Source organism: Variovorax ureilyticus (genome assembly GCF_037889935.1).
Taxonomy (GTDB): Bacteria; Pseudomonadota; Gammaproteobacteria; order Burkholderiales; family Burkholderiaceae_C; genus Variovorax; species Variovorax ureilyticus.
On record NZ_JBBKZU010000010.1, the window covers coordinates 212,764 to 230,120 of the forward strand.

Consider the following 17,357-nt stretch of genomic DNA (forward strand, 5'->3'; position numbering starts at 1 on the left):
CTTCGTTTCAGGTCGCGACCGGAACGAGCGCCGGCGCGTCGGCCTTGCGGCGGCCGAGCTTCCTCTCGCCGACGAGCAGTTGCACGAGCCCGATCGCCAACGCCATGAGGACCATGAGCACCGTGCAATACGCGAGCGCGACCCCGTAGTCCCCGTTGCCGACGCGGCCGATGATGTAGGTGGTGGCGAGCTCGTTCTCGGCCGTGACCAGGAAGATCACCGCGCTCACCGTCGTCATCGCGCGCACGAAGCTGTAGACCAGCGCCGCAGCCAGTGCGGGCTTCAGGAGCGGCAGCACGACCTTGAACAGCGTCTGCGAAGTCGATGCGCGCAGCATCATCGATGCCTCGTCGAGCGATCGGTCTATCTGCTTGAACGCAGCGGTTCCCGCGCGCACGCCGACCGGCAGGTTCCGGAACAGGAAGCACAGCACGATGATGAGCCCGGTCCCCGTGAGTTCGAGCGGCGGCACGTTGAAGGCGAGGATGTAGCTCACGCCGAGCACCGTGCCCGGTATCGCGAAGGCCAGCAGCGCCGCGAACTCGAACGCGCCCTGCCCCCGGAACTCGTTGCGCGCGAGCAGCCATGCGATCAGCAGGCCGAGCCCCGCGGTGAGCGGCGCGGAAATGCCCGCGAGCCTCACCGTCGTGATCAGCGAATTCCATGCGGTGCCCGCCCACACGACGCCGAACTGGCCCCATTCGAGCGCGAACGCAGTCCTGAAGTGATTGAGCGTGAAGGTGTAGTCGCGCCCCCAGGTCTGCACGAAGCCGCCCGCGAAGGCGAAGAGATAGACCACCACCGTGAACACGATCCACGGCAAGGCGATGCAGTGGATCACGCGCCGCACGCCGTCCGGCAGCGGCATCGCGATGCCGGCATCGCCCTTGCCGCTCACCGTGGTGTAGCTGCGCCGGCCGAGCAGCCCGCGCTGGAGCGCGAACACGGCGAGCGCGAAGATCGTCAGCACCCATGCCAGCGAAGCGGCGCGCCCCTGGTCGTACTGCGCACCGACGATCGCGAAGAAGATGTCCGTCGACAGCACCGAGAACTGCCCGCCGACGACGATCGGGTTGCCGAAGTCTGCGATGCTTTCGATGAAGCCGACGAGGAACGCATTCGCGAGCCCCGGCTTGATGAGCGGCAGCGTGATCGTGAAGAAGGCGCGGCGACGGTCCGCGCGCAGCATCAGCGCGGCTTCTTCGAGACTCGGGGCCACACCCTGCACCACGCCGCGCATGATCATGAAAGCGATCGGCGTGAAGGCGAAGAGCTGCGCGACCAGCACGCCCGGCATGCCGTAGAACCAGCGCGTGGGCTCGATGCCGAAGGCGCTTTCGAGCAGCTGGTTGACCACGCCCGCACGGCCGAACAGCAGGATCAGGCCCAGGCCGACCACGAACGGCGGCGTGATGATCGGCAGCAGCGCGAGCGCGCGCAAAGGCGCCTGCCAGCGCCGGCTGCCACGTTCGGCCATCAGCGCCATCAGCGTGCCGAGAAAGGTCGTGCCCGCTGCGGTGAGCAACGCGAGCACCAGCGTGTTCCATGCGACGCCGCAGCGAACGCCGCCCGAAAGGCAGCCCAGTCCCCACACGCGCTCGGTCGCGATGCGCGCCAGGAATGCGGCGGACGACCAGCGCCCGTCCTCGTCGAGAAAGGCCCCGGCCAGCGCCTTGCTCACCGGGTAGGCAATGAACACCGCCATCAGCACACCGGACGCGATCACCGCGCCCGCGACGAACAGATCGCCCTTGAAGAATCCCAGGCGGGCGATCCCGAACGCCGCGAGCAGCACCAGCGCGGAGAACGCCACGAACCCGCCCGCGCCCATCCCGAACTGGTTGACCGAGAGCTCGCCGAGCTGCGTGTCGAGGATCGCGAGCGACCAGCCCTTCGCGCCAATCAGGAAGCCGCTCAACGCAAGCCCGATGCTCCCCACAGCGCCGCCGATGAACAGCAGCCGCCCCTGTGCGCGCCCGGCGCCGAGCAGCGCTCCGAGCAGGCAAAAGGCCCATCCGATGAGCCCGATGAAGAGCCAGCTGCGTCCCTGGAAAGCCGCCTGCATCACGCCATTGGCGGCCTCGCCTTCGCCGAACACCTGCGGGATCACCTCGTACCACGCGGTGTCCTGGATCGCATACCAGGGCAACGCGAGATAACCGACGAGGCCCGCGACGATGCAGGTCCAGATCGATCGATTCGGGCTGCGCCGCCCTGGCGAGGTGGGCGACACGCTAGCGCGGCAGCGAGTTGACGTCCTTTTCCCAGCGCGCGATCAGCCGCTTGCGCTCGGCGCTTGCACCGTACTTCGCATAGTCGTAGTTGATCATCTTGATCTTCTTGAAGTCGGGCACGTTGGGGTCGACCGGCGTCGCCTTGTTCGAAGGCAGCTGGTACTGCTTGGCCGCCGCGCCGAACGTCTGGGCCTGCGGCGTGAGCGCCCATTCGTAGAACTTCTTCGCCTGTTCGAGATTGCGCGCGCCCTTCACGATGCTCATCGAGCCGATCTCCGCGCCGGTGCCCTCGGAGGGCGTCGTGGTCTCGACCGGGAAGCCCTGCATCCTCTCCTGCGGCGCGTCGTGGATGAAGCTGATCGACACCGCCGTCTCGCCGCGCGCCACCGCCTTGATCGGCCCGGTGCCCGAGCGCGTGTACTGGCCCACGTTGCGATGCAGGCCCTTGAGGTATTCGAAGGCCTTGTCCTCGCCCATCAATTGCACCAGGGTGGCGATCATGGTGTAGGCCGTGCCGCTCGACGCCGGATTGGCCACCTGGATGTCGCCTTTGTATTCGGGCTTGAGCAGGTCGGCCCAACTGTGCGGCACCGGCAGCTTCTTCTTCTGGATCAGCTCGGTGTTGTAGCCGAAGCCCAGCGGGCCCGAGTAGATGCCGATCGTCCGATAGCCCGACTGCTGCGCCTGCTGCTGCGCCCATGGATAGAGCTGCGGCAGCGTGGGCGACTTGTATTCGAGCGTGAGGCCCATCTCGGCCGCCTGCAGATGCGGATCGCCGGTGCCGCCGAACCACACGTCGGTCTTGGGGTTGTCCTTCTCCGCAATGAGCTGCGCGAGCGCTTCGCCCGAGCCCTTGAGCGACATGTTGAGCTTGACGCCGGTGGTGCGCGCATAGACGGTCGCGATCATGTTGCACCATTCGGCCTGCACCGAGCAGATCACGTTGACGGTCTGCGCCGATGCGCCCGTCGACGCGCCGATCAATGCCGCTGCAGTTGCCATTTGCAAGGTTTGCACGAGCTTGTTTTTCATGGGGTCCTCGTCGAAAACAAAAACGGCCCCCGCGGGCCGTCTTCAGCTTATCGCGGAGTCATCAATGGCCGGATCGGTACAAGTACCATTCGCTGGCAAGCTTCATGCTCGCGCCTTCGCAACCCTGGGGATGTATCCATGAGTTTCGATCTCGTACTTTTTGGCGGCACCGGCGACCTCGCATGGCGCAAGTTGATGCCGGCGCTGTTCCAGGCATTCCGGCACGGCACATTGCCCGAGGGCGGCCGCATCATCGGCATCGCGCGCGACGAGCTGGACGATGACGCCTACCGCAAGTTGATTCAGGACCGCTTCAACGCGGTCGAAGGCGCCAAGCGACCCTCGCCCGAAGAGTTCAAGAAGTTCGCGTCGCTGCTCTATTACCTGCGCATGGATCTTTCGCAAGCGGCGGACTACCAGAAGCTCGCCGAGGTGTTGAAGGGACGCAACGCCAATGTGGTCGTGATGTACCTTGCGACCGCGCCCGCGCTCTTCACGCAGGTGGTCGAACAGATCGCGGCGGCCGGCCTCAACGGCGAGCAGACGCGGGTGGTGCTCGAAAAGCCGCTGGGCCACGACCTCGCATCCAACCGCGCCATCAACAGCGCGGTGCGCAAGGTCCTCGCCGAGCACCAGGTGTTCCGCATCGACCATTATCTCGGCAAGCCTTCGGTACAGAACCTGTTCGCGATGCGCTTCGGCAATGCGCTGTTCGAGCCGATCTGGCGCCGCGAGCACATCGCCAACATCCAGATCACGATCGCGGAAGACCTCGGCGTCGAGAAGCGCGGCGCCTTCTACGACCAGACCGGCGCACTGCGCGACATGGTGCAGAACCACGCGCTGCAACTGGTCTGCGCGGTCGGCATGGAGCCGCCGATCAACGCGCACGCCGACGCGATCCGCGACGAGAAGCTCAAGGTGCTGCGCGCCCTCAAGCCCTGGACCGCGGAGTCGATCGGAATGCATGCGATCCGCGGGCAGTACACCCCAGGCACCGCATACGGCGAGCGGGTGCAGGGCTATCGCGACGAGCCCGGTGTCGACCTGGACAGCCGCACCGAAACCTTCGTCGCACTGCGCACCGAGATCGCCAACTGGCGCTGGGCCGGTGTGCCGCTCTATATCCGCACCGGCAAGCGGCTCGCGTCCCGCGATGCGCGCATCGAGGTCAGCTTCCGGCAGACGCCGCATGCGATCTTCCGCGCGCCGACGAACTCGGTGAACAAGCTGGTCATCAACCTGCAGCCCAAGGACGGGCTCGAGCTGCACATGCTCGCGCAGGCGCAGGACAACCGGCAGCGCAACGGCAACCGGCACGCAGGGCCGCAGCTCGCACCGGTGCAGCTCGATCTCGACTTCGACAAGCGCTTCGGCTCGGAACGTGTGGGCGCGTACGAACGCCTGCTGCTCGACGTGATCGACGGACGCTTGAACCTCTTCGTTCGCAGCGACGAGCAGGAAGAAGCCTGGCGCTGGGTCGAGCCGCTGATCGAGAGCTGGAATTCGGACGGCGCGCCGCGACCCTACGCCGCAGGCACCTGGGGCCCGAGCGCATCGAGCGCAATGATCGCCCGCGACGGCTACGCCTGGGGGGAAGAGCAATGACCCCCAGGCTGCGCGCACTTCGTGTCGCTTCGCCAACCCCCTGAAAGGGGGCGCCGCCAGCGGCCCGGCAAAGCCGGTTCCGCGGCGGCTCCAGCATAAGAGCTCGCGCTAGGCTCTTCCCTCTTCCACCGCATGGCAGGCCACCTGCACGCCGCGCAGCGATTGCAACTGCGGCCGTTCGGTCTTGCAGCGCTCGTTGGCGAGCGGGCAGCGCGGATGGAAGGCGCAACCGGTGGGTGGATTGAGCGGGTTGGGCACCTCGCCCTGCACCGGCGTGCGCGAGCGGCCGACATGCTTCATCTGCGGAATCGCATCGAGCAGCATGCGCGTGTACGGGTGCTGCGGGGACTCGAACAGCCTCTGCTTGTCGGCCAGCTCGACCAGCCGGCCGAGATACATCACGCCCACCTGGTCCGCCACATGACGCACCACCGCGAGGTTGTGAGAGATGAAGAGATAGGTCAGGCCCTGCTGGCGCTGCAGGTCCTTCATGATGTTGAGCACCTGCGCCTGCACGCTCACGTCGAGCGCGGAGGTCGGCTCGTCGCACACGAGGAATTCAGGCTGCGTCGCCAGCGCCCGCGCGATCGAGATGCGCTGGCGCTGACCGCCGGAGAACTGGTGCGGGTACTTCACCATGTCGGCCGGGCTCAGGCCCACGGACTTGAGCAGTTCGCCCACGCGCGCCTCGAGTTCCGGGCCTTCCTTCAGGATCTCGTGCTCGCGCAAGGGCTCGCCGATGATTGCCTCGACGGTCCAGCGCGGATTGAGGCTCGCGTAGGGGTCCTGGAAGATCATCTGTATGCGCCGCCGCAGCACACGCCCTCCGGGGCTCCTGTATGCCGCATGCACGTCCTGCCCGTCGAAATGCATGCCGCCGCGCGAGGGCTCGTAGAGGCCCACGAGCAATCTGGCCACGGTGCTCTTGCCGCAGCCGGATTCGCCGACCAGCGCCATCGTCTTGCCGCGCTCGATCGAGAAACTCACGCCATCGACCGCGCGCAGCAGCACGCGCGGCTTGCGCTCCAGCACCCGGTTGAGCCAGGGCGGCGAGACGTCGAAATTCTTGGCCAGGTCGTTGGCCTGCACCAATGCATTCGCCGAAACCTCCGTGCTTCGCACTGCGCTGCGAGCGCCTTCGGACGGCCGGGCGGCGCTCATGCAACTTCTCCGTAGGCCGGCGCAGCTTCGTGCAACCAGCAGGCAGCCCGCGTGGCACCCGCGTTCATCAGGTCCGGGCGATCGATCCTGCAACGGTCGAAGACACGCGGGCAACGCGGATTGAACGCACACCCGCTAGGAATCGCATTGAGCCGCGGCATGGCACCGTCGATCTGGTTGAGGCGTTCGCGGTCCACCGTCATGTCGGGGATCGACGCCATGAGGCCCGAAGTGTAGGGATGCGCCGGCTGGTGGATCACCTCCTGCACCGGCCCGATCTCCGCGATGCGGCCGGCATACATCACGGCCACCCGGTCGCAGGTCTCGGCGATCACGCCCATGTCGTGCGTGATCAGCATCACGGCCGCGCCGCGCTCCTTGCAGATGCCCTTGAGCAACTGGATGATCTGCGCCTGGATCGAGACGTCCAGCGCGGTGGTCGGCTCATCGGCCACGATCAGCTTGGGCTCTGCCGCGAGCGCCAGCGCGATCACGACGCGCTGCCGCATGCCGCCGGAGAACTGGTGCGGATAGTGATCGATGCGCTGCGCGGCGCCGGGAATGCCGGTGTCTTCCAGCAGTGCGATGGCGCGCCGGCGCGCTTCCCGCTCGTTGACCGGCAAGTGCGTGCGGATGGTCTCGACGAGCTGCCGCCCGATCGTGTAGAGCGGATTGAGCGAGGTCAGCGGATCCTGGAAGATCGCACCGATCTTGCGGCCGCGAATGTGCCGCATCGCCTCGTGGCCGAGGTTGTCGATGCGCTGGCCTTCGAGGCGGATCTCGCCGCCAGCCACACGGCCCGGCGGCTCCAGCAGACCGATGATGGCTGCGCCGGTGAGCGACTTGCCCGCACCGGACTCGCCGACCACGCCGAGGATTTCGCCGGGCGCGATGTCGAAGGAGATGTCGTCGAGCGCACGCAGTGTGCCGTGCCGGTGCGGGAACTCGACGACCAGATTGCTGACTTGAAGGAGGCTCATTCGGTCGGCTCCAGGCTCAGCGCAGACGAGGATTGAGCGCGTCGCGCAGCCAGTCGCCCAAGAGGTTCACGCTGAGTGCGATCAGCACCAGCATGAGGCCCGGGAATACCGTGATCCACCATTCGCCGGAAAAGAGATAGTCACGCCCGGTGTTGATCAGCGTCCCCAGCGAAGGCGAAGTCGGCGGCACGCCAACGCCGAGGAAGGACAAGGTGGCCTCCGTGATGATCGCGGTGGCGACGTGGATCGTCGCCAGCACCATCACCGGCCCCATCACGTTGGGCAGCACGTGCCGCAGCATGATGCGCACGGGCGGCACGCCGGTGACGCGCGCGGCCTGCACGTATTCCTTGTGGCGCTCGACGAGCGTGGATCCGCGCACCGTGCGTGCGTACTGCACCCAGCCCGCGAGCGAGATCGAGATGATCAGCACGCCGAAGGCGAGCGATCCGTGCGCGTCCGGAAAGAGCGCGCGCCCGATGCCGGCGATCAGCAGCGCGATCAGGATCGGCGGAAAGGAAAGCATCACGTCGCACAGCCGCATCAGGAAGGCATCGAGCCAGCCGCCGAAGAAACCCGCGCATAGGCCGAGCACCACGCCCACCAGAACAGAGAGCAGCACCGACACCAGCCCCACCACGAGCGAGATCCGCGCGCCGTACATCAGTGCCGAAAGGATGTCCCGGCCCTGATCGTCGGTGCCGAGCAGGTACTTGGTCGTGCCTTCGGCACTCCATACCGGCGGCAGCCGTGCGTCGCTCAGTTCGAGCACCGCGAGATTGAAGGGGTCGTGGGGCGACACCCAGTTGGCAAAGACCGCGCAGAAGACGCAGACGAAGGCGATCACCGCCGCGAGCATCGCCACGGGCGAGTTGCGGAAGCTGTATCCGACGTCGCTGTCGAGCCAGCGGGCGATTCTCTGTTTCATCGTTGTCTTCCGCCGCGCTTCACGCGATCCACGAACCCGCGCAACCAAATCCCGGAATCCCGCGGAACCGGCTTTGCCGGGCCGCGGGATTGCCCCCTGCAAGGGGGTGTCAGAGCCACACGAAGTGGGCGAGGCTGGGGATGAGCCCAAGCCGGGGGAGAGCTCAAGGCTGCTGTGGCTTGATGCTCATCCACTTGAAGAACATGAAGTTGTCGGCGAGCTGCGTGAGCTCCACCTTCTTGCTCACGCCCCATGCGAGCGACTGCTGATGCAGCGGCAGGTGGCCGATGTCGTCCGAGTGGATCTTGAAGGCCTCCTCGATCATCTCGTCGCGCTTGGCCTTGTCGGTCTCGGACTGGATCTTCCGGGTCAGCTCGTCGAGCTTCGGGTTGCAGTACGAACCGAGGTTGAACTGGCCGGTGCCCTTGTCGTCCGGGCAGGCCATCAGCGAACTCAGTGCGTTGTGTGCGTCGTAGGTGGTCGGCGTCCAGCCGAGCATGTAGAAGCTGGTGTCGCGGCGCAGCACCTTCGGGAAGTAGCTGCCCTTCGTCTCGGCCACCAAGTTGATCTTGACGCCGATGCGTGCCAGCCCCGCGGCAACACCCTGGCAGATTTGCGCATCGTTCACGTAGCGATCGTTCGGACAGTTCATCGACACCTCGAAGCCGTTCGGGTAGCCCGCGTCGGCCAGCAGCTTCTTCGCGGCGTCGATGTCGTAGGGCAGGCGCTTGTCCTGCTCGGCGCTCCACCCGTTGATGCCGGGGCCGACCATCAGCGCGGTCGGCCGCGACGCACCGCGCATCACGGTGCGCTGGATGCCGGCGATGTCGATCGCCTGGTAGAAGGCCTGGCGCACGCGCTTGTCCTTGAAGGGATTCTTGCCCTTCACGTTCGAATAGAGCAGCTCGTCGCGCTTCTGGTCCATGCCCAGGAAGATGGTGCGCAATTCGGGGCCGGTGATGACACGTGCGTTCGGGCTCGAATTGATGCGCGCGATGTCCTGCACCGGCACCGGCTCCATCACGTCGACTTCGCCGGAGATCAGCGCGGCCACGCGCGTGGCGGGATTGGCGATCGGCGTGAAGACGATCTCCTGCGCGTTGCCTTCGATCTTGCCCCAGTAGCTCGGGTTGCGTGTGAACACGGTCCGCACGTCGGGCTGGCGCTCACGCACGCGGAACGGACCGGTGCCGTTGGCCTTGAACGATGCGGTGTTCTCGACGCCCTTGCGCTTGTCGACCGGCTTGGCAGCGCCGTTCTCCTCGCACCACTTCTTGCTCATGATCATCGTCAGCGTGATCACGTCGGGGAGGATCGGGAACGGGCCGTTGGTTTCGATCTCGACCGCGTGGTCGCCGACCTTGCGCACTTCCTTGATATCGCTGAGCGTGGCCTTCATGTCGGAGCCATCGCCCTTCGCGCGAGCGAAGCTGAAAACCACGTCGTCGGCGGTGAACGGCGTGCCGTCATGGAAGGTCACGCCCTTGCGCAGTTCGAAGCGCCAGACGCTCGGCGAGGTCTGCTTCCAGCTCGTGGCAAGCAGCGGCGCGAGGCTCAGGTCCTTGTTGCGGCCCACGAGCGGCTCGTAGGCATTCGCCGTCACGCTCAGCTGCAGCGATTCGTTGAGCGAGTGCGGGTCGAGCGAAAGTGCGTCCCCCTGGTTCGCGATGCGAATGGTTTGCGCGCCGGCCACCAGGCTCGTGGCCGTCAGCACCGACAGGATCGCCGCGGCGATCACGTTTTTCTTCAGACTCATGAGAAGCACTCCTCTGGGTTGGAAAGGCTCAAGCGGCCGTCTGGGCCATCTTGCTTCGTGAACTGCCGGCCTCGGCGGCCAGCGGCATGCCCTGCTCGATCAGACCCGCGTGCAATGCGGCGCCGAGTGGCAGGATTTCATCGTTGAAGTCGTAGCGGCTGTTGTGCAGGAAGGCGCCGCCCTTCGCGTCCTGGCCGATGCGCAGGTAGGCGCCCTTCTTCTTCTGCAGCATGAAGGAGAAATCCTCGGCGCCCATGCTGGGCTCCATGTTGCGCTCGACGTTGTGCGCGCCGACCAGCGACTGCGCGACGTCGCCCGCGAACTGCGCCTCGGGCGCGGTGTTGATGGTGGCCGGATAGATGCGCTCGAACTTCACATGCGCGGTCGCGCCGAAGCCGGCGGCGACCGCGGAGCACAGCTCGGCCAGACGGCGCTCGACCTGCTCCTGCACGCGCGAGCTGAAGGTGCGCACCGTCCCGACGAGGGTCGCCTTGCCCGGCACCACGGCCATCGCGCTGAGGTCGCCGGCCTGCACCGCGCAGATGCTGACCACCGCCGCATCGATCGGCCGCACATTGCGCGACACGATGCTCTGAACCGCGGTGATGATGTGCGCCGAAACCACCACCGGGTCGATGGTGAGATAGGCATGTGCACCGTGGCCTCCCTTGCCCGTGACTTCGATCGTGATGCGGTCCGCCGCAGCCATCATCGCGCCGCGGTTGATGCCGACGGTGCCTGCCGGCAGCCCGGGCCAGTTGTGCATCGCGTAGACCGAATCCACCGGGAAGCGATCGAAGAGGCCGTCTTCGATCATCACGCGCGCACCGGCGAAGCCCTCCTCGCCGGGCTGGAAGATCAGCACTGCGGTGCCGTCGAAGTTGCGCGTCTCTGCCAGGTAGCGCGCAGCCCCGACGAGCATGGCGGTGTGGCCATCGTGCCCGCAGCCGTGCATCAGGCCGTTCTTGGCAGAGCGCCAGGCGAAGTCGTTGTCTTCGCACATGGGAAGCGCATCCATGTCGGCGCGCAGGCCGATCATGCGGCCGCTGTCGGTGGAGCGCCCGCGGATCACGCCGACCACGCCGGTCTTGCCGATGGCCGTGTGGATCTCGTCGACGCCGCACGCCCGGAGCGCCTCGGTCACGCGAGAGGCGGTATAGACCTCCTCGAAGCCGAGCTCGGGATGCGCATGCAGGTCGCGCCGGAACGCGGTGATCTCGGGATAGAAGCGGGCGATATGCGCAAACGCTCGTCCGGAGGCTTGCAAACGGGGTGCGGTCATCAGTGTCCTCCTGCAGTGCCGACACGCAAGCGTGGATCGACGACGAAGTAGAGCAGATCGACCACGAGATTGATGACGACGAAGATCAGCGCGATGAGGCAAAGATACGCGGCCATCACCGGAATGTCGGCGAAGGTCACTGCCTGGATGAACAGCAGTCCCATGCCAGGCCACTGGAAGACCGACTCGGTGATGATCGAGAAGGCGATGAGACCGCCGAGCTGGAGCCCGGTGATGGTCATCACAGGGACCAGCGTGTTCTTCAGTGCATGGCCGAAGTGGATCGCGCGGTCTGTGAGCCCCCGCGCGCGAGCGAACTTGATGTAGTCGGTGCGGAGCACTTCGAGCATCTCCGACCGGACGAGGCGCATGATCAGCGTGAGCTGAAAGATCGCGAGCGTTGCCGCCGGCAACACGATGTGCGTCCACCCATCGGCGCGCAACAGTCCGGTGCTCCACCAGCCGAGTCGAACGACCTCGCCACGTCCGAAGCTCGGGAGCCACCCGAGCAAGACCGCGAAAACGAGGATCAGCAGGATGCCGACCAGAAAGGGCGGCAGCGAGACACCGAGCAGCGAGAGCGTCATGAACACCTGGCTCATGAAGCTGCCGCGTCGCAACGCGGCATAGACCCCCATCGGCACGCCGATGACCAGCGCCAGAACGGCAGCGACCATCGCCAGTTCGAGCGTGGCCGGGAAGCGCTCTGCAATCAGTCGCGAGACCTTCGCGCCCTGCCGCAAGCTCAGACCGAACTCGCCCTGCGACGCGTTGACGAGGAAATGCCAGAACTGAACGAAAAAGGGCTGATCGAGCCCCAGCGAAGCCCGCAGCTCACGGATCTGCTCGGGCTTGGCATCCTGGCCGAGCAGAAACACCACCGGATCACCGACGTACTGGAAAAGAAGAAAGGCGATGAAGGCAACCGCGATCATGACGATCACGGCCTGAATCAGGCGACGCAGTACGAAAGCGATCATTCAGCAGATGAAGTGTTCGTCGATGCTAGCAGGAGCAAGGTGTATGCCCATGCAGGAGTACCCCAGTGTGGTGCGCCGGCACACATCGCGACGACAGTCACGGCAGCAATGAAAAAAGCCACTCGACTTTCGTCGAGTGGCTTTCAAGAACTTCCCATTGATGCTGGCTTACGCCAGCGTCAGATCAGAAAGCGTGACGGATACCGATGTCGTAACCGATCGAGCTGGTCGGGTGCGTAGCACCGATGGCAGCTTGAGCGGCAGCGTTGTTGGCGCTGAGACCCGTCGCGGCGGTGGTCGCCGGCGCGTAGAAGGAACCGCTGGTCGACAGACCGGAACCATACAGATCGTTGTCCTTGTTGTTCACGTAGGCAACGGTCGCGTACAGGGCGGTGCGCTTCGACAGGTTGTGCACGTAGCCGAGAGCGAACTTGTCAGCCTTCGGATCCTTCAGACCGAAGATCTGATTGACCGTGCCGATGGCAGCAGCGGGGACCGGCAGGTCGCTGTACTTGACGCCCGAGTACGACGCACGGATCAGGCCAGGGCCGACCGGAACGGTCGCGCCGATGAGCCAGCCCTTGGCGCTGGGATCGGTGAAGCCGAAGGCGTTGAAGGCGTTGACAGCCGAGCGATCGGTCTTGTTCTTGCCGTACGAGTACTCGCCGAAGAGCTTCACGACGCCGAGGTCATACGAAGCGCCGATGTTCCAGGACTGGAGCGTGCCGGTCGTGCCAGCGAAGAAGTTGTCCGTGTTCGTGGCTTCGCCGTAGGCAGCAGCAACATCCAGCGGGCCGTTGGCATAGCCAAAACGACCACCGATGTAGCGGCCAGCGCGCTGCGTGTCAGCGAGGTCAGGCGTCAGAGCAGCGTTGTCGTACTTCGTCGCTTCGTTGAAAGCGTACATGACTTGGCCATAGAAACCACCCAGGTTCGGGGGCAGGAAGTAGCCGACCGAGTTGCTGGCGCGGACGTACATCTGGTTGGTCGTGAAGCCGGTCGGAGCACCAGCACCGTAGCCGTTGGCCGTCGAGATCAGGTTGGTACCAACGCCGTTGGTGCCGAACGGATCGAACACGGTGTCGTTCCAGAAGGTCGGGACGTAGTCACGGCCGAGGCGGACTTCACCGAATGCGCCCGACAGGCTCACGGTCGAACGGCGGTTGAAGAGGCCAGTCACGGTGCGGCTCGTGCCAGCAACGTTCGAAACATTGCCACCAGTCGTGCCGTCGTCGTTGCCCAGCGAGGCTTCGAGCCAGAAGCTAGCAGCCAGACCGCCACCCAGATCTTCCGTGCCACGGAAGCCAAGACGGCTGCTGTTGTAGCCGGAGTTCGTCAGTTGGTTCTTCGTGACCTTGACTTCTTGGCCGAAGATGTTTTCCGACTTGTTCGAGTAGCCACTGAAAGCAGCGTCGACCACGCCGAACAGCGTCACGGACGACTGAGCCGAAGCAACGCCGGCAACAGCCAGAGCAGCCAGGGCGACTAGAGATTTTTTCATTGCAAGTTTCTCCAAGGTTAAACATAGGGCTCCGGTGCGAAGGGCTCACCGTGACTGGCACTTCTGTGCACCCACCGGACCCCGGGCCAACCTCCTTTTGGGAAGTTGACGCTATTGCACCAGAGCAGCTCCGCAAGGGCAAAACAAATCGCCCGAAATGTCGGCTGCGCTCGACGTTTCGTTGCACGACTGCAACAAAGCATCTCGAACGCGCGGCGTACCGCAGTGCAGAACGTGTTTCGCGGGATTTGTGTCTTTTTGTAGATCGGTTCCAATTGCCCGATGAACCGATCGCTCGACTCCATCCTGTCGGTGGCAGACGCGGCACTGCGCACCCTTTTTGCAACGCCGCACGCGACGCGGCCGACACCGTCGCCGGACACGCCGCCCAGCGCGCTGACTGATGCGGAACGCCGCGAAGCGGGCGCGCTCATGCGCGTGAACCATGTGGGAGAAGTCTGCGCGCAGGCGCTCTACACCGCGCAGGCCGCGGTGACCCGGGATCCTGCGCTGCGCATGCATTTCAACGATGCTGCGCGCGAGGAGACCGATCATCTCGCATGGACGCAACAGCGGCTGGACGAGCTCGGTTCGCGCCCGTCCGTGCTGAATCCGGTCTGGTACATCGGCGCGTTCGGCCTCGGTCTTGTCGCCGGGCGGCTCGGCGATTCGTTGAGCCTGGGATTCGTCGCAGAGACCGAGCGACAGGTGGAAGCCCATCTCGACGGCCATCTGGACCGATTGCCCGCCGGCGATACGGCATCCCGGGCCGTGATCGACCAGATGAAGTTCGATGAAGCGCGCCATGCCAGCCAGGCATGGAGTGCAGGCGCCAAGGAGCTGCCGCCGCCGGCCAAGTTCCTGATGCGCGCAGCGGCCAAGGTGATGACGACCGTCGCCCACCGCATCTGAAGCCCCGACGGCTCGCGAGGGCCGGGCTGTCTTTACAAGTCGATCAGATCGAAACTGGTGGTGATCTCGGCCGTCTTCGCCAGCATCACGCTGGCCGAACAATAAGTGTCGTGGCTCAAGGCGATGGCCCGCTCCACCGCGGCTGCCGGAATGCCCTTGCCCGCCACGGTGAAGTGCATGTGGATCTTGGTGAAGACCTTGGGGTCCTTCTCTGCACGCTCGCTGGTGAGCTTGACGCTGCATCGCTCGACCTGATGCCGGCCGCGCTTGAGGATCAGCACGACGTCATACGCCGTGCATCCGCCCGTGCCGGCAAGCAGCGTCTCCATGGGGCGCGGCGCCAGGTTCTGGCCGCCGTTCTCGGGCTTTGCCGCGTCGGGCGCGCCATCCATCATCAGGACATGGCCGGTCCCGGTCTCGGCAACGAAGCCCATCGCCGATCGCGCACCGGAATTCCCGGTCCAACTGACAGTACATTCCATCTTCACTGACTCCAAAGGGTCCACGAACACACGCAGAATCACAAAATTCATACGGCGGCGTGAATTTGTGTTCGAAAAGCATCACTCGCTTGTTGCAATGCAACAAACAGTCGATATACTTTATTTCATCGCACACGAAGCCGTGTGCACCGGTTGTCTCCTCCACCCTCCCAATTGGTGGATTTAGCCCCGAGCCGCAAGGCCCGGGGCTTTTTTCTTGGCACAGCCGCCCGCGGGTGAGAGGCCTATGATCGCGGCCCTATGTCCAGCAACCCGAATCCGCCAGCCCCTCCGCTCACCCCTGCCGACTACCTGAAACGCATCCTGACCGCGCGCGTGTATGACGTCGCCGTCGAATCCGCGCTCGAGCCGGCGCGCGCGCTGAGCGCGCGGCTCGGCAACACCGTGCTGCTCAAGCGCGAAGACCAGCAGCCCGTCTTCAGCTTCAAGCTCCGGGGCGCCTACAACAAGATGGCGCACCTGAGCCCCGAGCAGCTCGCCAGCGGCGTGATCTGCGCCTCGGCGGGCAATCATGCCCAGGGCGTGGCGCTGGGCGCCAGAAAACTCGGTGCGCGCGCGGTGGTCGTGATGCCGGTCACCACGCCTCAATTGAAGATCGATGCCGTGCGCGCGCTCGGGGGCGAGGTGCACCTGCATGGCGACAGCTACTCGGACGCCTATGTCTATGCCCTCGAGCAGCAGAAGACGCATGGCCTGACCTTCGTCCATCCCTTCGACGATCCGGACGTCATCGCGGGACAAGGCACGATCGCCATGGAGATCCTCCGCCAGCACCAGGGGCCGCTCGACGCGGTCTTCGTGGCGATCGGCGGTGGCGGCCTCATCGCGGGCGTGGCCAGCTACATCAAGGCACTGCGCCCGGAGATCAAGGTGATCGGCGTTCAGATGAACGATTCGGACGCCATGATCCAGTCCGTCGCCGCGAAAGAACGCGTGGCGCTCCCGGACGTGGGCCTCTTCTCCGACGGCACTGCCGTCAAGCTGGTCGGCGAGGAGACCTTCCGGCTGGCATCGGGACTGGTCGATGAATACATCGCCGTCGATACCGATGCCGTCTGCGCCGCCATCAAGGACATCTTCATCGACACCCGCAGCATCGTCGAACCCGCGGGTGCACTCGCGGTCGCCGCGATCAAGCAGTACGTCGAGGAACGCGGCACCCGCGGCGAAACCTATGCCGCCATCCTGTGCGGCGCCAACATGAATTTCGATCGGCTGCGTTTCGTCGCCGAGCGCGCCGAGGTCGGCGAGGAGCGCGAGGCACTGTTCGCAGTCACGATCCCCGAGGAGCGCGGGAGCTTTCGCCGCTTTTGCGAACTGGTCGGCCAGCTGCCCGGCGCTTCGCGGAACGTCACCGAGTTCAACTACCGCATCAGCGACTCGAAGGAAGCGCACGTCTTCGTCGGGCTGACCACCACGACGCGGGGCGAATCGAAGACGATCGCGGACATCTTCGGGGCGCACGGCTTCGGCGCCATCGACCTCACGCACGACGAGCTCGCGAAGGAGCATATCCGCCACCTCGTGGGCGGTCGCACGGGGCTCGCGCACGACGAGCGACTGCTGCGCTTCGTGTTCCCCGAGCGGCCCGGCGCTCTGCTGAAGTTCCTGAGCCTGCTCCGGCCGAACTGGAACATCAGCCTCTTCCACTACCGGAACCAAGGCGCCGACTACGGGCGCATCCTCGTCGGACTTCAGGTTCCAGCGAGCGATAACGCCGCGTTCGACGAATTCCTCCAGACGCTGGGCTATCCCTTCGTGGAGGAAACCCAGAACCCCGCGTACCGGCTGTTCCTGCAGGCCTGAGCCGTCGCGCTCAGCTCGGCTGGGCCGCAGGCGGCATCACCGGAGCGACCCCGGGCGTAGGGAAATTCGGCGGCAGCGGTGGTGGGGCGGTGCCCGCCGGCGGGGCGCCCGCCGGCGACGGCGGTGCCGCCAAAGCCGGCTGCTGCGGCGCCACCGCCGCGGGCTGAGGCGGAGCCGCCAGAGCCGGCTGCTGCTGCGGCTGGAGCGGCCGCGATGGCGACGGTATCGCCAAAGGCCGCGTCGGCAGCTGCAGCGTCAAGGCCGCCTTGCCATCCGCGCTCGGACCGAGCGCGGCCCCGCGCGTCGTCACGGACTGGAGCACGAATCCGTCAACCACCCTGGCACCGACCTTGAACGGGCGCGCCGGCTTTCCATCGACAGCGATGAGCGCCGCACCCTGCTGGTCCGCATCCGCGACCACGCCGAGCAATGCGAAGCGGCTTGCCGCCTCGGGCGTGGCGGCCACGGGCTGGTTCGAGATCGCGCCCAGCATCTGAGCCACAGCCGCCGGATCGGGCTCCAGCGGGGCCTTGACGACCGCAGGCGGCGCGACTGCATCGGAAGGCGCCGTCAATCTCAGTCCCCAGAACACGGCGCTCGCCGCCGCAAGTGCCCAGATACCGGCTGTCACAGAGGCTGCAGGCCATCGGGCAGGTGCGTAAGGGACAGACATA

At 65.5% G+C, this 17,357-nt stretch carries 14 protein-coding genes; 3 read left to right on the plus strand and 11 right to left on the minus strand.

Going from position 1 to position 17,357, the window contains the following annotated elements:
• Nucleotides 1-7: 7 nt before the first annotated feature.
• Entirely contained in the window at nucleotides 8-2,191 is a 2,184-nt protein-coding gene (locus WKW77_RS22655) for an ABC transporter permease (protein WP_340359203.1), read from the minus strand.
• A gap of 43 nt (nucleotides 2,192-2,234) precedes the next feature.
• The gene (locus WKW77_RS22660) at nucleotides 2,235-3,266 is read right to left on the minus strand and encodes an ABC transporter substrate-binding protein (protein ID WP_422823246.1); all 1,032 of its coding nucleotides are present in this window, start codon (nucleotides 3,264-3,266) and stop codon (nucleotides 2,235-2,237) included.
• A 138-nt stretch (nucleotides 3,267-3,404) separates the two neighbouring features.
• Here WKW77_RS22660 and zwf point away from each other — a divergent pair, with 138 nt between their 5' ends.
• A complete protein-coding gene (gene zwf / locus WKW77_RS22665) occupies nucleotides 3,405-4,874 on the plus strand; it encodes a glucose-6-phosphate dehydrogenase (RefSeq protein ID WP_340359128.1) in 1,470 nt (489 codons plus the stop codon).
• 108 nt (nucleotides 4,875-4,982) lie between these two features.
• On the opposite strand, the gene WKW77_RS22670 is transcribed toward zwf, so the two are convergent.
• The 7 genes from WKW77_RS22670 to WKW77_RS22700 all read right to left on the minus strand — a co-directional run bounded on the left by WKW77_RS22670 (nucleotide 4,983) and on the right by WKW77_RS22700 (nucleotide 13,462).
• The gene (locus tag WKW77_RS22670) at nucleotides 4,983-6,035 is read right to left on the minus strand and encodes an ABC transporter ATP-binding protein (protein ID WP_340359129.1); all 1,053 of its coding nucleotides are present in this window, start codon (nucleotides 6,033-6,035) and stop codon (nucleotides 4,983-4,985) included.
• On the minus strand, nucleotides 6,032-7,015 hold the full coding sequence (locus WKW77_RS22675) for an ABC transporter ATP-binding protein (protein WP_340359130.1): 984 nt from the start codon (nucleotides 7,013-7,015) through the stop codon (nucleotides 6,032-6,034). Before WKW77_RS22675 ends, WKW77_RS22670 begins: the two co-directional genes overlap by 4 nt.
• A 16-nt stretch (nucleotides 7,016-7,031) precedes the next feature.
• Nucleotides 7,032-7,943: an ABC transporter permease gene (locus WKW77_RS22680; RefSeq protein WP_340359131.1), complete on the minus strand. Its 912-nt coding sequence runs from the start codon at nucleotides 7,941-7,943 to the stop codon at nucleotides 7,032-7,034.
• A gap of 163 nt (nucleotides 7,944-8,106) precedes the next feature.
• Complete coding sequence (locus tag WKW77_RS22685; RefSeq protein WP_340359132.1) at nucleotides 8,107-9,699, minus strand: ABC transporter substrate-binding protein; 1,593 nt, start codon at nucleotides 9,697-9,699, stop codon at nucleotides 8,107-8,109.
• A 28-nt stretch (nucleotides 9,700-9,727) separates the two neighbouring features.
• Complete coding sequence (locus WKW77_RS22690; protein WP_340359133.1) at nucleotides 9,728-10,981, minus strand: M20 aminoacylase family protein; 1,254 nt, start codon at nucleotides 10,979-10,981, stop codon at nucleotides 9,728-9,730.
• Nucleotides 10,981-11,961: an ABC transporter permease gene (locus WKW77_RS22695; protein WP_340359134.1), complete on the minus strand. Its 981-nt coding sequence runs from the start codon at nucleotides 11,959-11,961 to the stop codon at nucleotides 10,981-10,983. The genes WKW77_RS22690 and WKW77_RS22695 overlap by 1 nt, the downstream gene beginning before the upstream one ends.
• Before the next feature lie 184 nt (nucleotides 11,962-12,145).
• A complete protein-coding gene (locus tag WKW77_RS22700; protein ID WP_340359205.1) occupies nucleotides 12,146-13,462 on the minus strand; it encodes a porin in 1,317 nt (438 codons plus the stop codon).
• Between the two features lie 282 nt (nucleotides 13,463-13,744).
• On the opposite strand from WKW77_RS22700, the gene coq7 reads away from it, so the two are divergent.
• Nucleotides 13,745-14,374, plus strand: a complete 630-nt coding sequence (coq7, locus tag WKW77_RS22705; protein ID WP_340359135.1) for a 2-polyprenyl-3-methyl-6-methoxy-1,4-benzoquinone monooxygenase — start codon at nucleotides 13,745-13,747, stop codon at nucleotides 14,372-14,374.
• Nucleotides 14,375-14,406: 32 nt separating this feature from the next.
• On the opposite strand, the gene WKW77_RS22710 is transcribed toward coq7, so the two are convergent.
• The gene (locus tag WKW77_RS22710; RefSeq protein ID WP_340359136.1) at nucleotides 14,407-14,856 is read right to left on the minus strand and encodes an OsmC family protein; all 450 of its coding nucleotides are present in this window, start codon (nucleotides 14,854-14,856) and stop codon (nucleotides 14,407-14,409) included.
• Nucleotides 14,857-15,117: 261 nt separating this feature from the next.
• Here WKW77_RS22710 and ilvA point away from each other — a divergent pair, with 261 nt between their 5' ends.
• Nucleotides 15,118-16,683: a threonine ammonia-lyase, biosynthetic gene (gene ilvA, locus WKW77_RS22715; protein WP_340359137.1), complete on the plus strand. Its 1,566-nt coding sequence runs from the start codon at nucleotides 15,118-15,120 to the stop codon at nucleotides 16,681-16,683.
• 10 nt (nucleotides 16,684-16,693) lie between these two features.
• Here ilvA and WKW77_RS22720 read toward each other — a convergent pair whose 3' ends face one another.
• Nucleotides 16,694-17,314, minus strand: coding sequence for a type II secretion system protein N (locus tag WKW77_RS22720; RefSeq protein WP_340359138.1), 621 nt, complete (start codon nucleotides 17,312-17,314; stop codon nucleotides 16,694-16,696).
• Nucleotides 17,315-17,357: the final 43 nt, after the last annotated feature.